Raw genomic sequence first — 19,987 nt, forward strand, 5'->3', positions numbered from 1 at the left:
ACGGGATCAGGCAGTCGGCCTGTCACTGGCGATGCCCCCTCTCCATGGGGCGGCACATCGTTTCCAGACATTAGCAGGTTCACGCGCAACACAGCGCAGCAAAACGTAATCTTCTGCGGTGTTTTCTTATCGCCACCCACTGGCGATCACGCCCATCCCGGCAAGCGCGAGACCGGCGCCGATCCAGTCGGTGGGTTGCAACGGTTCGCCATCGACGGCCCACAGCCAGCCCAGGGCGCAGACCACGTAGACGCCCCCGTAAGCGGCATAGATACGTCCGCTGGCGGCGGGATGCAGCGTCAATAGCCACGCGAACAATGCGAGGCTGGCGGCCGCCGGGACCAGCAGCCAGGGCGAGCCTTGCTGGCGAAGCCACAGCCAGGGCAGGTAGCAGCCGATGATTTCCGCCAGAGCGGTGACGATGAACAGCAGTGTCGTGATCAGCATGGGGCTTCTCCCGCGGGGCGGTCGTGCTGGCCTGGGGTCTCGGCGATTTCGCGCGGTCGGTAGCGGCGCGCCAGGGCGTCGACGCCGATGTTGAGCGCGGCGGTAATCAACAGCAGTACGAAGGCTTGATCAAACATCATGTAGGCGAAGCTGGAGTCGATGTGAAAGCCCAGCGTGGCGATGCCCAGCATACCCAGCAGCGCGGTCTCGCGAATGATCGTCTCGGCGCGGTAGAACAGCAGTGCCAGCAAGCCGCCATAGAGGCGCGGCAACAGTTCGTAGGCATAACGCCCGGACGCGGGCAGTGCGTGGCTACCCGGCACGATGGCATCGGCATGTCGCGCTACCAGAAAGGCGATCAGTGCGCCGTTGTGTAGCGACAACGCCAGCCAGGCGGGAAGCATCGAGGGGCCGAGCATCAACAGGAAGATGAAGGCCAGCATCAGTTCCGGCGTCGAGCGCATCAGGATCAAGACGCCCTTGCCTGCCATGCGGGTGGGGCGGTTGCCGAAATGCCGGCTGGCCAGCGGCCACAGCAGCAAGGCGACCACCAGGCTGCCGGCGGTGCCCATCAGTCCCAGTAGCAGGGTGTTGCCGATGGCGGGCAGCAGGTCGGGGATCTCGCCGAACCATTGCCAGAGTCCGCTCCAGTTCCCTTCGAGCAAGGGTTGCGGCCATAGATCGACACTCACGAATCGCCATAGCAGGGCGCCGTCGATGTCCGGCCAGGGCCCGAGCAGGAACAGACTCCCCAGTGCGATCCACGGCAGCAGGCGGCGGTGCCCCCATAGATGCAGCGAGGCGATCATGAGGTAGAACAGCCACAGCAAGGCGCCGGCTTCGGGGTAGCGTCCTTCGCGGAAGGCACTTTCCAGATGGAAGCCGAGCGTCGGCAGGCCCACGAACCCGAGCAGCACGCTGGAGCGCATGGCGCACTCGAAGCGATAGCGGGTATAGCTCGAAAGCCGCGACCAGACCATGGGCAGTTCGGCATACACGAAACGCGACAGACGCCCGACGCCCTCGGGCAGCGCATCGACCGGCGCGCGCGGCGTGAGTTCGAGAATCTCGGCGTAGACCTTGGCGAAAATGCCGGCGTAGGGGATCGTCAAGGCGGCGATGGCGGTGACCGCCGAAAGGCCGAAGACCTGCAGCAGAAGCAGCGCCCAGAATAGCTCGTGGATGGCGCGCACGAACGCGCAACCACCGCGTAGCAAGCGCGAGTGCGGGAAGAGCAAAGCCAGCGGGAATCCCAGCAGCATACCGAGCAATGTGCCCCACAGCGCAAAACCGATGGTCAGGGCGATGGCATGGGGCAGTGACTCGGTCGCCAGGATGTCGGGGTGCAGCAGGCCGGAGAGCATGCGCCCCAGCTCGGCCCAAGGATCGTGAGTGGTGATCGCCAGGTCGGCGAAGGGCAGCAATACCAGACACAGTGCAATCAGCCCCAGCGAGCGTCGGGCCAGGCGCAGATTGAGGGAGTCACCGGCGAGCAGGCCTGGCGCGCGTTCTTCCCTCATGCCGGCTCCGGTTGGGGATCGGACGAGTGGGCGTCGGGATACAGCGTGTCGAGATCGTCAAGTGTCAGCTCGCGCGCCGGCGCATCGAGCATCAGTCGGCCGTCGCGCAGTCCCCACACGCGGTCGAAATGGGTCAACGCGAGCTCGCGCTGATGCAGGGCAATCACACAGGTCGTGTGTTGATTCTGCACCCTATGCAGCAGGCGGCGCGCCTGGTGCGGGTCGATGCTGGCGACCGGTTCGTCGCCGAGAAATACCTCGCGCGCCTGATAGAGCGCCCGGGCGATGGCCACGCGCTGGCGTTGCCCTCCGGAGAGCTGTGCCACGGGGCGCTTGAGCAGCCCCTCAAGACCTAGCTCACCGCATAGCGCTTGAATCTCGTGCCAGGCATCACGCCTCGGGCGGATTAGATTCAGGAGGTTGGCGAGCGCGGAATGGCGTTCCAGGCGGCCCATATAAACGTTGTGATAGACCGACAATGGCGGCACCAGGCCGTGCTCCTGCGGACACCAGGCCGCACGATACCCGAGGCGCTGGCGCAAGGCGGCCAGCAGGGTCGATTTTCCCACTCCGCTGGGGCCCAGCAAGGCCACGCGTTCGCCGGCCTGAAGTCCTAGCGTGAGCTCGGCGAGGACGGTATGGCGTGCATGACCCAGCGCCTCGCCGTTGAAGCGAACGAGTTCCTCCACACTCACCGCAGCAGGCCTAGTTTCTCGCCGACGTCTTCAATGGGTTGATAGTCGTCGTTGTCGGCGGGGATGAAGCCCTCACGGGGGAAGCTCTCGAGCAGCTCGGGATCGTGCATATCGAGCAGTGCCTGACGCACCTTGTCGGTGAAGCCGTCGCCATAGCGACTGTCAACATCGCCACGCACGGTCCATTGATAGTCGGGGTAGGTCGGCGTCTTCCAGATCACGTCGACCTTGTCGGTGTCCACGCGTCCATCGGCCACGGCGGCATCCCAGACCTTGAAGTTGACGGCGCCGATGTCGTAAGTGCCGGACTCGACCAGGGCAATGGTGCGCGTATGGTCGCCGGAAAAGCCGACGCGCGAGAACAGCGACTTGGGTGGCGCCCCGAACTGGTTGCGGATGTAATATTCCGGCATCAGGCGCCCGGAAGTGGAAGTCTTGGCGCCAAAGGTGAACGCCTTGCCCTGCACGTTCTTGGGCAGGTCATCGCCTTGCGTGTCGATATCGCTATCATGGTGGGCGATGAAGTAGGTGCGGAATTCGGCGTCTTCCTTGCCCTGGGCGATGGCGCGAGAGTCGGGCACCAGGCGGCGTGCCTGCACGCCGGTCAGGCCGCCGAACCAGGCCAGTTGCACCTGATCGTTGCGGAAGGCCGAGACAGCGGCGCTATAGGATTTGACCGGCACGTACTCGACTTCCACGCCCAGTCGATCCTCAAGATAATGGGCGACCTTGTCGAAGCGCTCCTCGAGCCGCGACTGGTTTTCATCGGGAATGGCCGTGAAGCGAAACGTTTCCGCCGATGCGGCGGTGCTGACGAGAATCAACAGGCAGGCGACGAGCCAGCGCATGGACATACTCCTGTTTGCATAAAGACGGCTTCAATAAAAGCGGCTCAATGAGAGTGGTGAGACGCTTATTGTCGTGACTGCGCGGTGTGGCGGCAAGCGCGGCCGCGACGATTACTCGTCGTGAATCGGAAACCGCGTGGCTTGCAGACTGTCCTTTATCTTCTTGAGGTGCGGTAGGAAGTCTTCGCCGCGACGCAGCGTGACGCCGGTCGCGAGTACATCGATCAAGGCCAGGTGGATCATGCGCGAGGTCATCGGCATGTAGACATCGGTGTCTTCCGGGGTGATGACTTCGAGCGTTTCGGTACACTCGTGGGCGAGTGGCGAGTCGGGCGCGGTGATGCCGAGCACGATGGCTCCATTGTCACGTGCCACACGGGCGATCTCGACCAGCTCGCGAGTGCGGCCGGTGTAGGAGACGATGACGATGACATCACCGGTATGAGTGGCGGCGGCAACCATGCGTTGCATCAGCACGTCTTCGTAGGCGGTGACAGGCAGGTTGAAGCGAAAGAACTTGTGCTGCGCGTCCTGGGCCACAGGCCCCGAGGCACCGAGGCCGAAGAAGCTGATCTGTTTGGCCTGGATCAGATAATCGACGGCGCGCTCGACGCGTTGGGCGTCGAGCGTGCGGCGGGCGTCATCGAGGGCGGCGATGGTGGCGCCGAAGATCTTCTCGCCATAGCTTGCGGCGCCATCGTCACGTTCCACGCTGCGACTGACATAGGGCGTGCCGCCGGCTAGGCTTTGGGCAAGCTTGATCTTGAAGTCGGGATAGCCCTTGGCGTCGAAGTTGCGACAGAAGCGATTGACCGTCGGTTCGCTGACCGCCGCGGTCTGCGCCAGCGTCGCGATGCTCATGCCGGTGGCGGCGGCCGGGTCGTGGAGAATCACGTCGGCCACTTTGCGTTCGGAACGATTGAGTTCGTCCAAGCGGGAACGGATACGGTCGATCAGATCGAAGGCTGGCATGCGTAATGAGAGTCTCTGTCTGCCAAGGGTGTCGAAAGGTGGTCAATTAACGACGTTGTCACGTAACCACGTATTAAGTAACTACGTTGTGTTAGAAAGGCATCCTAGCGTGGTGGCGCAGGGTCGCCAAGCCAAGTCGTTCGCGAATGGGATCAAACGCGTGTCGCCATGGTAGTAAATTTACATAATATATTTGCCGAGGAGCCCTGATATGGCTTATTTTATAGGTAAGTTAACCAGATTTTGGGGGGCCGCGTCATGAGTCGAGATACTACGCCCGATGTCGATCTGGCCCTTTTCGGGGCGCTTGGCGATTTGGCGCTGCGCAAATTGTACCCGGCATTGTACCACTTGGATCGCGAAGGGTTGCTTGGCGATACCACGCGGATTCTGGGGTTGGCGCGCCATGAACATGATGCCGATGGCTTCCGCACCAACGTCAAGGAAGCCCTTAACAAGCGACTCAAGCCCAACGAGCTGGAAAAGGCCTGTCTCGATCGGTTCCTGGCGCGTCTCGACTACCAGCAACTCGACTTTGCCACCGTCGAGGGGTACGACGCCATTCGCGATTGGCATGACGCTACCCAGCGCCCCATGGTCGTGTACTTGGCGGTGCCAGCCAGCATCTACGGTGATATCTGCGCCAACCTGCATGCCAGTGGCAGCCTCGATGACGAGACCCGTGTGGTGGTCGAAAAGCCCATCGGCTACGATCTCGAATCCTCCATTCAGATCAACGATGCCATCGGCGATGTGTTCCCCGAGTCGCGCATCTATCGCATGGACCACTACCTGGGCAAGGAGACGGTCCAGAACCTGATCGCGCTGCGCTTCGCCAATCCCTTGTTCGGCAATCAGTGGAACCAGAACCAGATTTCGCATGTGGAAATCACCGTGGCCGAGAAGGTGGGCATCGAAGGCCGCTGGGGCTACTTCGACGAGGCGGGGCAGTTGCGCGACATGGTCCAGAACCACTTGCTGCAGTTGCTGTGTCTGATCGCCATGGATCCGCCGTCGAATCTCGACGCCGACGCCATTCGCGACGAGAAGGTCAAGGTGCTCAAGGCACTCAAGCCCATGATAGGTGAAGAGCTGTCGCGCAACGTGGTGCGGGGGCAATACATCGGCGGCTCCGTGGACGGCGAGAGTGTGCCGGGCTATCTCGACGAGGAAGGCGCCAACACCTCGAGCCATACCGAGACCTTCGTCGCCATGAAACTCGAGGTTGCCAACTGGCGCTGGGCCGGCGTGCCGTTCTATCTGCGCACCGGCAAGCGCATGCCGGAAAAGATGTCGCAGATCGTCATCCACTTCCGTCAGCAGCCGCACTACATTTTCGATCCCGACCAACGCGGAATCGCGGCCAACAAGCTGGTCATCCGTCTGCAGCCGGAAGAAGGCATCGCGCTGCAGGTACTGACTAAAGACAGCGGACTCGACAAGGGCATGCGTCTACGCCCCGGGCCGCTGCATCTGGATTTCAATCACGCCTTCCCCAAGACGCGGATTCCCGATGCCTACGAGCGCTTGCTGCTCGAGGTGATGAAGGGCCAGCAGTACCTGTTCGTGCGCCGCGACGAAGTGGAGTACGCCTGGAAGTGGGTGGATCAGTTGATCGCCGGCTGGGAGGCACGTGACATGTCGCCGCGGCGTTATCCGGCCGGCTCCTGGGGCCCCGTGGCGTCGATCGCCATGATTACCCAGGACGGGCGCTCCTGGTATGAAGATTATTGATTGGATAGGCAGCCCATTATGAAAAGCATCGAGGAAGGCCGTCGTTACCTGGCCGAGCGCCTCGCGGATACCGTGGCCAAGGCGCTCGAAGCCGACTTGGCCAGTCGCGAGCGGGTGCTGCTGGTCGTTTCCGGCGGCTCCACGCCAAAGCCGTTCTTCAGTGCCCTGGCCACCAAGGCGCTGCCATGGTCACGTATCGATGTGACGCTGGCCGATGAGCGCTGGGTAGCCGACGACGATGCCGACAGCAATGCACGTCTGGTTCGCGAGACGCTGCTCGTCGGTCCGGCTGCCGAGGCATGTTTTCATTCCCTGACCACCGATGACGCTACCCCTGAGGACGGCGTCGAGGCGGTCTCGGCACGCGTCGCGGCGTTGCCGTGGCCGGCCAGTGTGGTCGTCCTCGGCATGGGCGGCGATGGGCATACGGCCTCACTGTTTCCCGATAGCGAACAACTGGCCACGGCACTTGAGACATCCGAGGCGGCGGTGGCGGTGCATGCGCCCAGTGTACCGCAGGCACGCATCACGTTGAGCGCCGCGCGCCTGGCCGATGCCCATCTGCATGTCCTGCACATGACCGGCGAGGACAAGCGTCGTGTCCTGGCCAACGCGTTGGGGGGCGATGATGCCCGGCAACTGCCGATTCGCACTTTCCTCTCTCAACCGATCGCGACGTACTGGGCGCCCTGAGCCCTGCGTTTACGAACATCCGGAGCATCCCATGACTATCGACAAACAGCTTCCTTCCACCCGCACGACGGAACTCGACAGCATCTGCCAGAAGGTGGAGGTGATTCCGGTGTTGGTGGTCGATCGCCTCGAGGATGCCGTGCCCATGGCGCGTGCCTTGGTCGAGGGCGGTCTCAACGTACTCGAGATCACCCTGCGCACCGATTGTGCACTGGACGCCATTCGGCGCATGCGGGCCGCGCTTCCAGGCGTGAGTATCGGTGCCGGCACTGTGCTGACGCCCGCCCAATATCGGCTGGCCGAAGAGGCCGGTGTCGATTTCGTGGTTACGCCCGGTACGACCGAGGCGCTTTATCGCTACGGTGTGGAAAGCGCGGTGCCGATGCTGCCGGGGGTGGCCACGGTCTCCGAGTTGATGACTGGCTGGCAGTACGGCTATCGGCGCTTCAAGTTCTTTCCGGCGGAGGCTAGCGGCGGCGTCAAGGCGATCAAATCTATTGGTGGTCCGATTCCCGACGCCCACTTCTGCCCGACCGGTGGTATTACCGTGGACAACGCCGACGATTACCTCAGCCTGCCCAACGTGATGTGCGTGGGCGGCTCATGGCTGACGCCCAATGCTCTGGTCGAGAACGAAGACTGGGACGGCATTCGCGAACTGGCGCGCCAGGCCGCCGAACGCTTTCATCACTAAGACTGTTTGCTATTGAGCAGGCAACCATTTCTCTCTCGACAGCTGATGCTGTTCTTCCGACCCGCCACTTGGCGGGTCTTTTTTTGCTTCACGTACGTTGGCGGGCGCCGTTCGAAGGAGAGGTCGGCAATGCCCAGGCCTGTCAGTAACCGGCCGTGGGGTCGACGGTGTCGATGGCTTCGCCGGCGTGCATGGCGGTGAGGGCCTTGGCGACCTGGTCGGCGGCTTCGTCGATGGGGGTCGGGCCGGCCATGTGCGGGGTGATCCATAGGCGTGGATGCGGCCATAGCGGGCTGTCGTCGGGTAGCGGCTCGGTGGGAAAGGCATCGAGCAGCGCACCGCGCAGTCGGCCGTTTTCCTCTTCGCCGTTACCCAATGCCTCGAGCAACGCGGACTCGTCGATCAGCGTGCCGCGTCCGGGATTGATCAGGCTGGCGCCGTCGGGTAATGCGGCCAGGGCATCGCGGTCGATGATCCTGCGCGTGGCAGGCGTATCGGGTAGCAGCGTAACCAGGGTGTGGACCTTGCCGAGCAGTGTCTGGAGGCCGTCGTCGCCGTGGTGGCAGGTGATGCCCTTGAGCGCCTTGGGCGAGCGGCTCCAGCCGTGCACGGGGTAGCCATCGGCGGCGAGCTGGCGGGCGACATGACGGCCGATGGCACCCAGCCCGAGAATGCCGATGCCCCATTCACGCTTGGGCGTGAGCGCGTGTTCGCGCCAGGTCGCATGATGTTGCTGGCGGCGGTAACGGTCGAAGTCGCGTTGAAAATGCAGCACGCCATAGCGCACGTAGTCGGCGATCAGCTCGCCCATGCCGGCATCGCGCAGCTTGACGATGGGGATGTCGCGGGGCAGTGCGGGGTTGTTGAGCAACGCATCCACGCCGGCGCCGAGATTGACGATGCCCTTGAGCGCTGGCTGGGCCTCGAACAGTGACGCTGGAGGCTTCCATGCCGCGAGGTAGTCAGCCTGGAAATCGCTCGTTTCGCCACTGATGGCGAACTCCGCGGAGGGTAAACGCGAAGCGAGCCTGTCTTTCCAGAGCGCGGCGTCGTCGGCATGGATCAAGATGCGCATGAGATCCTCATGAGGTAGTTGTGAATGATGAATGAGGGGCGGCGTTGCTGCGCGCCCATCGCGCTATACGATTTGTAGCATCGGTGGCGGTGCTTCGCCGAGCAAACGTCCGAGAATCGTCAATCCCTGATCGAAGCGTTCGAGATCGTTTTCGCCCCCCAGGCTCAAGCGAATACGCCGAGGTGGTGGTCCTTGATCGACCATGAACGACTGCGCCGTGGAAATTGCCAAGCCTTCCTGAAGCGCCTGTTGTTGCAGTTCTTCCGCACGCCATGCGCCGGGTAGGGCGAGCCACAGATGCATGCCGGTGGGGCGCGAGGCCATGGCGTGCCCCACGAGGCGTGTCCGGGTCAGTTGTTGGCGCTCGGCGAGCAGTTGTCGTTGCTCGCTGGCCAGGGCGTCGACGGTGCCATCGGCCAGCCAGCGGTCGGCGATCTCGAAGACCAGCGGTGTGGCCATCCAACTGGTGGCGCGCAACCGGGGCAGGGTGTGATGCAACTGCCCGCGTGGCACGCTGAGATAGCCAGCGCGTAGCCCCGAGACGGTGGCCTTGGTCAGGCTGGTGACATGAAAGCTCTGGCGTGGGAGACGCGCTGTCAGCGGGCTCAATCCCGGCGGTTCGAGCAGGGCGTGAACGTCGTCCTCGATCAGCCAGGTGCCGTGTCGCGCCAGCACCTCGGCCACGGCATCGCGGCGTGCGTTGTCCATGGTCGCGCCGGTGGGGTTGAGCTGGGTGGGCGTCAGGCACACGGCACGCGGTCGGTAGCGCCGGCATGCGGCGTCGAGGGCCTCGGGAATCACCCCTTGTTCGTCGATGGCCACGCCGCGCAGCTGCAAGCCCAGTGTGCGTGATAAGGCGATCAAGCCGTGGTCCGTCAGCGCCTCGGTCAATACCACGTCGCCATGCTGAACCAGTGTGGCGATGGCCAGCATCACGCCGTGGGCGGCGCCGTTGCACAGCACTCGGTCATCGGGCGTGCCGGGCACGCCGAGCGTGTCGTGCAGCCATTGACTGGCGCGCTCGCGTTGATGGGGCAGTCCTGCGATGGGACGGCAGGCATCGATGACATCGGGATGCGCGCTGTCCGCCACGTCGCGAAGCGTTTCGCGAAAGCGTAGATGATGCCCGGGCGGACATATTGGATGCGCGATGGACAGATCCACGGGGGAGGCGTCCATGGCCATGTTGGCGCTGCGTAGATACTCGGCCTCCTGGCCGTCATCGAGCGCGTTGATCCAGGTGCCGCTGCCCACGCGGGCCTGCACCAAGCCCATCTTTTCCGCTTGGGCGTAGGCGCGCGAGACGGTTTGCACGCTTACATCCAATGTCTCGGCAAGGCAGCGGTGTGGCGGCAGACGTGTGCCGGGCGTGAGCTCGCCCTGGCGAATAGCCTCGGCAAGTGCTCGGGCGATGGCCAGGTACTTGGGCCCATGGGCCGGGAGATAGGGTGTCAGGTCAATTGTCATGACACAATAAAGCCTTTGACGGCACTCAGCGCGTGAATGCTAGTATCGTCGACAACGCATTGATCGACAATTGTACTGATTTTTCCCTTCCTTGTATCAGTACAATTTATTTCATCGAATGCAGGGTCCTGCCTCCCGTCCGGGAGATCAGGGATGAGCAATTCTATCGGGCGAGTGGTGCCATGTCTGAGGTTTCCCTGCCTTTCACTCGTGAGGAATACGCCAGCCGGCTGCACAAGGTGCGTTCGGCCATGGCTCATCGAGGGATCGACGTCCTGATTGTCAGCGATCCGTCCAATATGGCGTGGTTGACGGGATACGATGGTTGGTCCTTCTATGTGCATCAGTGCGTGCTGCTCGGTCTGGAAGGCGAGCCGGTCTGGTATGGGCGTCGCATGGATGCCAACGGGGCATTACGCACCTGTTGGATCCATCCGGACAACATTACCTATTATCCGGATTATTACGTTCAAAATCCCGATATGCATCCCATGGAGTACCTGGCGCAGTCGATCCTGCCGGATCGTGGTTGGCACGAGGGTACCATCGGCATGGAGATGGATAACTACTACTTTTCTGCCAAGGCGTATTTGAGCCTCGTGCGCGAGTTGCCGCACGCGCGTTTCGCGGATGCCAATTCGCTGGTCAATTGGTGCCGGATCATCAAGTCGCCGCAGGAAGTCGAGTACATGCGCATCGCGGCGCGAATCGTCGAGGGCATGCATTCGCGTATCCTCGAAGTCATTCAGCCCGGGGTGCCCAAGAGCAAGGTTGTCTCCGAGATCTACCGCGTGGGCATCGAGGGCTGGACCGATCCGCAAGGGCGTATCTATGGCGGCGACTATCCGGCCATCGTGCCCATGTTGCCGACCGGCGAAGATGCCGCCGCACCGCACCTGACCTGGGATGACACCCCGTTTCGCAAGGGCGAGGGTACCTTTTTCGAGATTGCCGGCGTCTACAAGCGCTATCATGCGCCGCTGTCGCGCACGGTGTTTCTGGGTACGCCGCCGAGCCAGTTCCTGCGTGCCGAATCGGCACTGCTCGAAGGTATCGACAACGGCCTGGCGGTGGCCAAACCGGGCAATCGTGCCGCCGATATTGCCTTGGCGCTGGGCACGGCGATGGACAAGTATGGTTTTGATCGTGGCGGGGCGCGCTGTGGCTATTCCATCGGCATCAGCTATCCGCCGGACTGGGGCGAGCGTAATATCAGCCTGCGCCCTTCCGACGACACCATTCTCGAGCCGGGGATGACGTTTCATTTCATGCCGGGGCTCTGGGAGGACGATTGGGGCCTGGAGATCACCGAAAGCATTCTGATTACCGAGACTGGCTGCGAGACGCTGGCCAACTTTCCACGCCAGCTGTTCGTGTGCTGAGCCGTGGGACGCGAGACGAGGAGAACATGATATGAGCAAGCGACCCAGCCCGGTGTCACCCACCGTCGATTTCGATGCCGACGGCATTCAGCACGGCTTTCTCAAGTTGCCGATCTCCACCGATGAATCGGCCTGGGGAGCGGTGATGATTCCCATCACCGTGATCAACAACGGCGCGGGGCCCACGGCGCTGCTCACCGCCGGCAACCACGGCGATGAATACGAAGGCATTAACGCGCTTCTCAAGCTCAGCAACACGCTGCGCGCCGAGGATGTGCGTGGTCGCGTGATCATCGTGCCGATCATGAACGTGCCCGCCGCTACTGCCGGCAAGCGCACCTCAGGACTGGATGGCGGCAATCTCAATCGCAGCTTTCCCGGCGACCCGAACGGTGGCGTCACCGAGCAGATCGCCGATTACTTCACGCGTGAACTGGTACCGATGTGCGACGTGGCGCTGGATCTGCATTCCGGTGGCCGGACGCTGGATATTCTGCCCTTCGCTGCGGCGCACCGTCTCGACGATTCTACCCAGGAAGCGCAAAGCCTGGCCGGCGCGGTGGCCTTTGGCGCGCCGGTGGCGATGATGATGTTCGAGCTTGACGCTACCCAGCTCTACGACACAGCCGTGGAATCCCAGGGCAAGACCTTCGTGACTACCGAATTGGGCGGCGGCGGCACCACGACGCCGGAGCGCATGGCCATCGCCGAACGTGGCGTACGCAATTTCCTGATTCACTACGGGCTGATCGAAGGGCAACTGGAGTCTCCGGCCGGCCAGCAGGTGTACGTGGACATGCCCGATGCCTCTTGCTACGTGCAGAGCGAGCATAGCGGCCTGCTTGAGTTGAGCTTCGCGCTGGGCGAGACGGTGCGGCGCGGTGATGTGATCGCGCGGATCTACGACATGACGCGCACCGGTAGCGAGCCAGTCGTCTATCATGCTCAGCGCGATGGCGTGCTGGTGGCGCGGCGTTTTCCGGCGCAGGTGAACATGGGCGATACGATTGCGGTGATCGCGGAAGTCGTCGATAGTCTCGAGCGTTGAGGATGGGCCGGCACACCACATGAAACTCGACCGCTACGACCTCAAGATTCTCGACATCCTGTCGCGCGATGGGCGCATCACCAAGTCGAAACTGGCCGAGGCGATCAACCTCTCTGTCAGCCCTTGTTGGGAGCGTGTGCGGCGCCTGGAAAAAGCCGGCGTCATCGAAGGCTATGGCGCCCGGATCGATCCCGCGATGGTAGTCAAGCGCACGCCGGTTTGGGTGCAGATCGAGCTGGCGACCCATCAGGCGGCGAGTTTCGCACGTTTCGAGAAAGCCGTCGCCGAGACGCCGGAGGTGACCGAGTGCGTCGCGGTGGGCGGCGGCGTCGATTATCTGGTCAAGTTCGAGGCCGACTCCATCGATGCCTATCAGCGCACGATCGATGCCTGGCTGGTGGACGGCCTGGGGATCGAGCGCTACTTCACCTATATCGTCACCAAGACCGTGAAACGCACCACGCCTCCGTTGGACTTGCACGACGAGGTCTCGTAGCGGGTCATGGATCATCGTCAGCTCGCGTTTTTATGTGCCCTGGCGCGTGAACGCCATTTTGGACGCGCCGCCAGGGCATGCCACGTGACTCAGCCGACCCTCTCGGCGCGCTTGCGCCAACTCGAGGAAGAACTGGCCACACCGTTGATTCGTCGGGGCCATCGTTTCGAAGGATTCACCACCGAGGGGGAGCGTGTACTGGCGCATGCCCGTCGCATACTCGGTGAATTCGAGGCCCTGCGCGGTGACTTGGCACCGCATGCGCCGCTGGTCGGCCGTCTAACGCTGGGCGTGATCCCCACTGCACTGAACGCGCTCACTGCCTTGTTACCGTCGTTGCGTGCCGCGCATCCCGGGCTCGTGCTGCGCGTGCGTGAACTCGCCACCCCCATGCTGGCGCAGGGCCTGGAGGATGGCGGTCTCGATCTAGGTATCGGCTATCTGGATGCGCCGGCAATGGCGGGGTTCGCGCATCGTCGTTTGTTCGATGAGCATCCCGCCTTAGTGGCGTCCCCTGAGCACTTTGCCTTGCCCGAAGCGCCGCAGTGGGCGCAGCTCGCCGAGTACCCACTGTGTCTGCTGACTCCGGAAATGCATCAACGCCACTTGCTTGAGGCGCGTCTGGCGGCCCATGGCTTGTCGTTGCTGCCCGTTCTCGAAACCGATGCCACCGCTGCCCTTGGCGAGTGGCTGCTGGCAGGACTGGGCGTCTCGATCCTGCCCGAGCAATTCATACGCCGCTATTGGCTTCAGGAGGGCGATGGCACGTCGGCTCTCGTGGCACGCCGCCTTCCCGACGCGGGCGATCGTGTTGGCTTGCTATGGCGACAGGGGATGCCGCGTGGAAAACGCCTGCAAGCAGTACTCGATCTGTGGCAGGCCGCTTCCTAGCTCGGTTTGATCGAGCCGCTCTATCGAGGCATCGCTTAGCTCGATTGGTCTGAAGGCGGTCGGCGCGCTAGGGTAGTCGTTAGAACGCCTTTCAAGACCCGCGGATGGCCGTGGAGCGATTGCCTTGAGCAAGCCTGCATGAGGACGCTGTATAGCGTTTTTCCGGGGATGTGGGTTATTTGATTTCCCGTTTGGACCTTTATATGCCGTCAGAAGTGGTGACACCGCATTCATTTTCCGCTGCCTCGCGCTATGATGACCAGCGCGACCGGCCTTTGCGGACGCTCGATGGTCCGCAGGAACAGCCGCTGACCCTGTCGCTCAACGATACCGCCATGGTGACGTTGCTGGCGACGCCCGACGCCCTCGAACCGCTGGCGCTGGGGCATGCCTTCACGGCGGGTTGGATCGAGCGCGCCGAGCAGGTCGAGGACATTCAAATGTCGCGATTGCGTCACGGGCTGTTGGTGCGGCTGGCGGTTTCGTCGCAGACCGAAGCGCGCGCCGCTGGTTTGCAACGCGCCGGGGCCTCGGTGTCGAGCTGCGGCGCCTGCGGCGTGGCCGAGGAGTCGCAGTTGATGCAGGGCCTGAGACGTTTGCCGGCGCGCCCGCCCTTGGCGCCCGAGGCCTTGATGCGTGGCGTGGAGAGTCTACAGCGTCACGCCCGCGCCGGGCTGCATATGGCGCTGGCCCTCGACGGTGATGGCGAGGTGCTGGCGCGCGGCGTGGATATCGGACGCCACAATGCCTTGGATCGGGTCATCGGCGAGGCATTGTCCCGTGGTGAGATGCCGGCGGCGGTGTTGCTTTCCAGTCGCTGTAGCATGGAACTGGTGCAGAAGACCGTGCGTGCCGGTATTGCTACCCTGGCCACGCTGTCATTGCCCTCTGCCTTGGCGGTAGAAATCGCACGCGCCTGCGACCTCAACTTGATCTGTTGTCATCGTGGCCGACATCTCGAACGCTTGAGTGGTCCGGCATAGCCTTCGAGTTCTGCCCGCTCCGTTTCCCGGGTATTTACCACGTTCATCGCGTCATTTTCCTCTATTTTTACCCACTACGTCATCGAGGATGCTATGGCTTCCCATCACCAGACTCCGTTATCCGACGACCGCGAGGCACCTTCCGCAAGCGAAACCGGGGAACGTCTCCCCGAGGCGGACGCGACCCTGACGCGCGTGCCGAGTATCGAACCCTATACCGGCCCGGCAGGTGGCTGGGGCGCGATGCAAAGCGTGGGGCGCCACCTCAAGCGCAGCCAGGCGCCACTCAAGGGCGCGCGGGCGTTGCTGTCCACCAACCAGCCGCATGGTTTCGATTGCCCGGGATGCGCGTGGGGCGATCCGCTGCACGGCTCGTCATTTGAGTTCTGCGAAAACGGCGTCAAGGCAGTGGCCTGGGAAAGCACCAAGAAGCGCGTCACGCGGCGTTTCTTCGAGCGCCACACGCTGAGCGAGCTGCGCGGTTGGGATGACTTTCGCCTCGAGGACCAGGGCCGGCTCACCGAGCCCATGCGCTACGATGCGTCCAGCGACCGCTACGTCCCCATCGACTGGGAGGGGGCCTTCGCGCTGATCGCCGAACACTTGGCGGCGTTACCCGATCCTGACCGCGCACTGTTCTATACCTCGGGGCGTGCCAGCAACGAAGCGGCCTATCTGTATCAGTTGTTCGTGCGCCTCTACGGCACCAACAATTTTCCCGACTGCTCGAACATGTGCCACGAGGCCAGTGGCGTGGGCATGCAGGCTAGCCTCGGTGTGGGGAAGGGCACCGTTCAACTGGAGGATTTCGAGCACGCTGATACCATCCTCGTGTTCGGCCAGAACCCTGGCACCAATCATCCCCGGATGCTCGGTGACTTGCGGCGTGCGGCGGAGCGTGGTGCGCGTATCGTCAGCTTCAATCCGCTCAAGGAACGCGGCCTGGAACGTTTCGCCGATCCGCAGAACAAGCGCGAGATGCTTACTCAGGGGAGTCATCGCATCTCCTCGCATTACTATCAGCCCAAGATGGGCGGTGACATGGCGGCGGTACGCGGCATCGCCAAGGCATTGTTCGCACTCGAGGCACAGGGGCGCTTCACGCCGGATCGCGCCTTCATCGAGTCGCACACTGCCGGCTATGACGCGTGGCGGGCCCAGGTCGAGGCCACGCCGTGGGCGGAGATCGAGGATCAGGCCGGCCTGACGCGTACTCATATGGAGGAGGTAGCGGATATCGTTGCCCGCGCCGAGCGCATGATCATCACCTGGGCGATGGGCATTACCCAGCACGAGCATTCGGTGGATACCGTTCGTGAGCTGGTCAACCTGCTGTTGTTAGGTGGCCATATCGGGCGCCACGGCGCGGGGCCGTGCCCGGTGCGTGGTCACTCCAACGTACAGGGGGATCGCACCATGGGTATCGACGAGGCGGCGCCTGCGGGGCTGATCGACGCCTTGGAAAGTCGTTACGGCGTGACCATGCCGCGTACCCCGGGTCACAACACCGTGGGGGCCATTCGTGCTCTGGAACTCGGCGAGGCCGATGTTTTCATTGGGCTGGGAGGTAACTTCACCCGGGCCACGCCGGATAGCCACCGCACTGAGCGCGCCTTTCGCCGCTTGGGGCTCAATGTGCAGATCAGCACCAAGCTCAACCGCAGCCACCTGATCACCGGTGGTGACGCGTTGATCCTGCCGTGTCTGGGGCGCACTGAGATCGATCGCCAGGGCGAGGCGGGTGCGTCGCAGCAGGTCAGCGTCGAGGACTCGATGTCGATGGTGCACGGCAGTGCCGGCATTCATGCACCGGCTTCCGAATGGCTGCGCTCGGAGCCGGCGATCATTGCGGGGATTGCCGAGGCCACGCTGGCACGGGTACTGCCGCGTCGAGGCATCGACACGGGCGTGGTCGATTGGGCCGCGCTGGTGGCCGATTACGACCGCATTCGCGACGAGATCGAGGCCGTCATTCCCGGTTTCGAGGACTTCAATGCGCGTCTGGGGCAGGCAGGTGGCTTCTGGCTGGAAAACGCCGCCAGCCAACGCCGCTTCAATACGTCATCCGGGCGGGCGACGTTCTGTGCCGCACCGCTACCCACGGCGGTGATGCATCAACGTCTGCACGCACGCCGCGATGATGGCTGGCTGACACTGCAGACGCTGCGCAGCCACGATCAGTACAACACCACTGTGTACGGTTACGACGACCGTTACCGAGGCGTCAAGGGCCAGCGGCGGGTCGTGTTCGTCAATCCCGCCGATCTCACGCGGCTGGGGCTCGAAAGCGGCCAGTGGATCGATCTGGTGGGGCTCGATCACGAGGGTGAGCCCCGCCGCGCCCCGGGATTCAGGATCGTCGACTACGCGACACCCGAAGGGTGTGCCGCCGCCTACTATCCCGAAACCAATGCGCTAGTGCCGTTGGAAAGCGTCGGTGTGGGCACCGATACGCCCACCTCCAAGGCGGTCGCGGTGCGTCTGGAGCCGAACCAGCGAATCGCCTGAGGCGCTGGCGATACGTGCCGTACGACCAAAGTTGAGACGCATAACCGGTGTCGCGGCGCTATGCTGTTAAATACTACATAAGCGTCGCCACATAAGTTGGCATTACACAAAACATTCGGACGACGCCTTTAACGCCCCTCCTGCACTCAGGGGGCACGCCGCTCAACTCAACGGGATCACCCGGGAGGTGCCGTCATGGAACTCTTCATCCAGACTGCATTGGGGTTTCCATTCGCTTTTTTCCTCGCTTTGCTGGCATTGGTGGCCGTCTACTGGCTGCTGGTCGGGCTGCGCGTAATACGCGTCTCGTGCTTCGACCATGACAGCCTGCGTGACGATCATCTAGCGAGTACCTTGATTTCTCTGGGCTTTGCAGGAGTACCGGCGTCATTCGCGCTGAGTGCCTTGTTCGTCACCGCCACGCCCATCGCATTCGCGTTGAGTTTGGTACTGGAATGGCTGCCGCTGGGCCTGCTGCGTCTGCCGCTGGGCTTTCTGGTCATCTGGGCAGCCTTCGCATTGGCGGCGTCACCGAGTGTTGCCGCGTGTCACACTCTGGCGCGGCGTTTCCACCATTCGCGCCGGGCGTCGCCGCGCTGGTTGCTGGGCGAAACCGTTGTCGTGCGCGAGGCCAGCGACAGCGAAGGGCGCTGCCAGGCGACGCTGGAAAGCGACTCCGATGTTGTCGTGACTCTGCATGGCAAGGGTGCGAGCTGTTCCGCCGGTGAACGCCGTGTGCTGGTGAAGCATGTCGCCCATGAGAATGTGTACCGTGCGGTGCCCGCCGAGGAATATCTGGACTCCCATGAGCGCCTGCGCAAGCTGCATTTGTTGCCGCGTCACGATATTTGATGCGTAAGATGCCACTTCAAGCACCTGCGTGGCATACCTCAAGCGAGGGTCGGGAAGCCATTGTAAAGTGGTCGTAAAAACGTGCTTTAACTGGCTTCCCACTTGGCAATAAGCTTTGGCAAATGGTATCATACTTTCGTTAAATTCGCTTGATGCAATTGATAGCTTGAGTGCAATGCTCACTGCTTAAATACTATTTGTCCAGCGAGTTCCCTCGTAGTACGGATACTCCCCTGAAAACTCCGGGTCTTATCTTTACTTTTTAGTCGTCATTGGCGATTTAATTAAGTAAACGGAGATTCGTCGGTGCTAAAATACGCAATATTATCGGTGTCGTTGATCACTGTGATGGCAGGTGCCATGATTGCACCTGCCATTGCCTCGATTGCGGCGGCTTTTCCCAACGCGAGCTCCTTTCAGATTAGCTTGCTAACATCCCTGCACGCAGGGCTTGTCGTGCCGTTTTCCTTTATTTCTGGATATCTGGTGCGCTATATACCCAAGAAAAATATTTTAATTGTATCGCTGATTCTCTATCTCATTGGCGGGATCGGCGGGTCGCTCTCCGATAGCATGTGGTTCATGCTGGCCACGCGTGTCGTTCTGGGTATTTCGATAGGCCTGATGATTCCACTATCGATTACGCTTATTTCCGACTATTATGAAGGTGAAGAGCGTACTCGGACGCTGGGTCTGCAAAGTGCCGCCACAAACCTGGGGGGCATCATCGCCATCGTTGTGTCCGGTTTTCTGGCAGCACAAGGCTGGCGTTATTCTTTCCTGGCGTATGGTTTGGCTATTCTGGCACTTGTGCTTGTTTTCTTTTTCCTGCCTAGAAAGGCACCAGCCAAGTCAGCTGAAGGCGAAGCCGAAGAAAGCAATTTTGACGCCCGTGTATTCCTGCTTGCCATCTATATGATACTGACGTTCGTCGTCTTCTTCGGCATTCCTTCCAATATGTCGCTTTTCTTGAGCGAGATCGATATCACGAATACGGTCGTCAATGGCATTATCATCGCGATTTGTTCTGTCGGTGGTTTCGCGGGCGGTATGTCGGTGGCGTTCTTCCGCCGTGTGCTCAAGTCGTTCTTCGTGCCGCTGCAAGTGGTCTACATGGCTATCGGCTTTGTGCTTATTGCTTTCTTGAATCAGTATATCGTGCTACTTGGTCTGGGCGTATTGATATTGGGCTTCGGCTACGGTAGTACCGTGCCGGTCATTTTCGACGGGGCTACCAAGATTACCACCGGGGCAGCACGCTCGATGGCCACGGCCATTCTGGTCAGTAGTATCTATCTAGGGCAGTTCATCTCTCCCATCGTGCTGGACGAAATATCGAAAATCTTCGGTAATGGTAGCGTTTATTATTCCTACTCCGTCATGGCGCTGGCGCTAGTATTCGTTGCCATCCTGATGTTCGTCGAGCGTGGTTTGCACTTCTCAGGGCTCAAGAGGTGGCTGGCTCGCAGCAGTTCGAAACATGCCTTGAGCGAAATCTCGGCGTCCAATGCTCGTTTGCAAGAGCGTGTCGATACCCTTGCCAATCAATTGGATGAGGTTCGTCGTCAGCAACATTCTGATAGTCGCGAACAGATTTCCTTGTTGAAAAATATGCAGGAATCTATTTCTCAAAAGAAGGAATATGACAATAAAGGTTCGTATTGAGGGTATGTCGCGGTCGA

General features: G+C 61.8%; 18 protein-coding genes. 11 read left to right on the forward strand and 7 right to left on the reverse strand.

Translation table 11 applies throughout. The features are described from left to right. Window positions 1–126: 126 nt before the first annotated feature. The 5 genes from L1071_RS14745 to L1071_RS14765 form a co-directional block, all read right to left on the reverse strand. The gene (locus L1071_RS14745; protein WP_246899933.1) at window positions 127–447 is read right to left on the reverse strand and encodes a YnfA family protein; all 321 of its coding nucleotides are present in this window, start codon (window positions 445–447) and stop codon (window positions 127–129) included. Next, window positions 441–1,967: a PhnE/PtxC family ABC transporter permease gene (locus L1071_RS14750; RefSeq protein WP_246976367.1), complete on the reverse strand. Its 1,527-nt coding sequence runs from the start codon at window positions 1,965–1,967 to the stop codon at window positions 441–443. The genes L1071_RS14745 and L1071_RS14750 overlap by 7 nt, the downstream gene beginning before the upstream one ends. Further along, a complete protein-coding gene (locus tag L1071_RS14755; RefSeq protein WP_246976370.1) occupies window positions 1,964–2,662 on the reverse strand; it encodes an ATP-binding cassette domain-containing protein in 699 nt (232 codons plus the stop codon). The genes L1071_RS14750 and L1071_RS14755 overlap by 4 nt, the downstream gene beginning before the upstream one ends. After that, entirely contained in the window at window positions 2,659–3,510 is an 852-nt protein-coding gene (locus L1071_RS14760) for a putative selenate ABC transporter substrate-binding protein (protein WP_246976373.1), read from the reverse strand. Before L1071_RS14760 ends, L1071_RS14755 begins: the two co-directional genes overlap by 4 nt. A gap of 111 nt (window positions 3,511–3,621) precedes the next feature. Beyond that, window positions 3,622–4,482 carry a MurR/RpiR family transcriptional regulator gene (locus L1071_RS14765; protein ID WP_246976376.1) on the reverse strand — a complete coding sequence of 287 codons (861 nt, stop codon included), beginning with the start codon at window positions 4,480–4,482 and terminating at the stop codon, window positions 3,622–3,624. A gap of 258 nt (window positions 4,483–4,740) precedes the next feature. Between L1071_RS14765 and zwf the strand changes: the two genes are divergently transcribed. The 3 genes from zwf to L1071_RS14780 are packed head-to-tail and all read left to right on the forward strand — an operon-like array spanning window position 4,741 to window position 7,603. Further along, window positions 4,741–6,216, forward strand: a complete 1,476-nt coding sequence (zwf, locus tag L1071_RS14770; protein WP_246976379.1) for a glucose-6-phosphate dehydrogenase — start codon at window positions 4,741–4,743, stop codon at window positions 6,214–6,216. A gap of 18 nt (window positions 6,217–6,234) precedes the next feature. Further along, window positions 6,235–6,909 (forward strand): 6-phosphogluconolactonase, encoded by a 675-nt coding sequence (gene pgl, locus L1071_RS14775; RefSeq protein ID WP_246976382.1) that lies wholly within the window; start codon window positions 6,235–6,237, stop codon window positions 6,907–6,909. Between the two features lie 31 nt (window positions 6,910–6,940). Further along, window positions 6,941–7,603 (forward strand): bifunctional 4-hydroxy-2-oxoglutarate aldolase/2-dehydro-3-deoxy-phosphogluconate aldolase, encoded by a 663-nt coding sequence (locus L1071_RS14780; protein ID WP_246976385.1) that lies wholly within the window; start codon window positions 6,941–6,943, stop codon window positions 7,601–7,603. Window positions 7,604–7,745: 142 nt separating this feature from the next. On the opposite strand, the gene L1071_RS14785 is transcribed toward L1071_RS14780, so the two are convergent. Together L1071_RS14785 and ehuR are read right to left on the reverse strand one after the other, a co-directional pair. Continuing rightward, on the reverse strand, window positions 7,746–8,678 hold the full coding sequence (locus L1071_RS14785; protein WP_246976388.1) for a 2-hydroxyacid dehydrogenase: 933 nt from the start codon (window positions 8,676–8,678) through the stop codon (window positions 7,746–7,748). 63 nt (window positions 8,679–8,741) lie between these two features. Further along, on the reverse strand, window positions 8,742–10,145 hold the full coding sequence (gene ehuR, locus L1071_RS14790) for a MocR-like ectoine utilization transcription factor EhuR (RefSeq protein ID WP_246976391.1): 1,404 nt from the start codon (window positions 10,143–10,145) through the stop codon (window positions 8,742–8,744). A gap of 182 nt (window positions 10,146–10,327) precedes the next feature. Between ehuR and doeA the strand changes: the two genes are divergently transcribed. From doeA to L1071_RS14830, 8 genes are all read left to right on the forward strand, one after another. Beyond that, window positions 10,328–11,527: an ectoine hydrolase DoeA gene (doeA, locus tag L1071_RS14795; protein WP_246976394.1), complete on the forward strand. Its 1,200-nt coding sequence runs from the start codon at window positions 10,328–10,330 to the stop codon at window positions 11,525–11,527. Between the two features lie 31 nt (window positions 11,528–11,558). Then, window positions 11,559–12,575 (forward strand): N(2)-acetyl-L-2,4-diaminobutanoate deacetylase DoeB, encoded by a 1,017-nt coding sequence (gene doeB, locus L1071_RS14800; protein WP_246976397.1) that lies wholly within the window; start codon window positions 11,559–11,561, stop codon window positions 12,573–12,575. A 19-nt stretch (window positions 12,576–12,594) separates the two neighbouring features. Then, window positions 12,595–13,071 carry an Lrp/AsnC family transcriptional regulator gene (locus L1071_RS14805; protein ID WP_246976400.1) on the forward strand — a complete coding sequence of 159 codons (477 nt, stop codon included), beginning with the start codon at window positions 12,595–12,597 and terminating at the stop codon, window positions 13,069–13,071. A 6-nt stretch (window positions 13,072–13,077) separates the two neighbouring features. Beyond that, the gene (locus L1071_RS14810) at window positions 13,078–13,962 is read left to right on the forward strand and encodes a LysR family transcriptional regulator (protein WP_246899903.1); all 885 of its coding nucleotides are present in this window, start codon (window positions 13,078–13,080) and stop codon (window positions 13,960–13,962) included. Between the two features lie 203 nt (window positions 13,963–14,165). Further along, window positions 14,166–14,945: a formate dehydrogenase accessory sulfurtransferase FdhD gene (locus L1071_RS14815; RefSeq protein WP_246976403.1), complete on the forward strand. Its 780-nt coding sequence runs from the start codon at window positions 14,166–14,168 to the stop codon at window positions 14,943–14,945. Window positions 14,946–15,038: 93 nt separating this feature from the next. After that, window positions 15,039–17,453 (forward strand): FdhF/YdeP family oxidoreductase, encoded by a 2,415-nt coding sequence (locus L1071_RS14820; RefSeq protein ID WP_246976406.1) that lies wholly within the window; start codon window positions 15,039–15,041, stop codon window positions 17,451–17,453. Between the two features lie 195 nt (window positions 17,454–17,648). Then, the gene (locus L1071_RS14825; RefSeq protein WP_246976409.1) at window positions 17,649–18,305 is read left to right on the forward strand and encodes a hypothetical protein; all 657 of its coding nucleotides are present in this window, start codon (window positions 17,649–17,651) and stop codon (window positions 18,303–18,305) included. A gap of 306 nt (window positions 18,306–18,611) precedes the next feature. Then, complete coding sequence (locus L1071_RS14830; RefSeq protein WP_246976412.1) at window positions 18,612–19,970, forward strand: MFS transporter; 1,359 nt, start codon at window positions 18,612–18,614, stop codon at window positions 19,968–19,970. Window positions 19,971–19,987 lie beyond the last annotated feature (17 nt).

It is taken from the genome of Chromohalobacter sarecensis (assembly GCF_023061135.1).
Taxonomy (GTDB): Bacteria; Pseudomonadota; Gammaproteobacteria; order Pseudomonadales; family Halomonadaceae; genus Chromohalobacter; species Chromohalobacter sarecensis.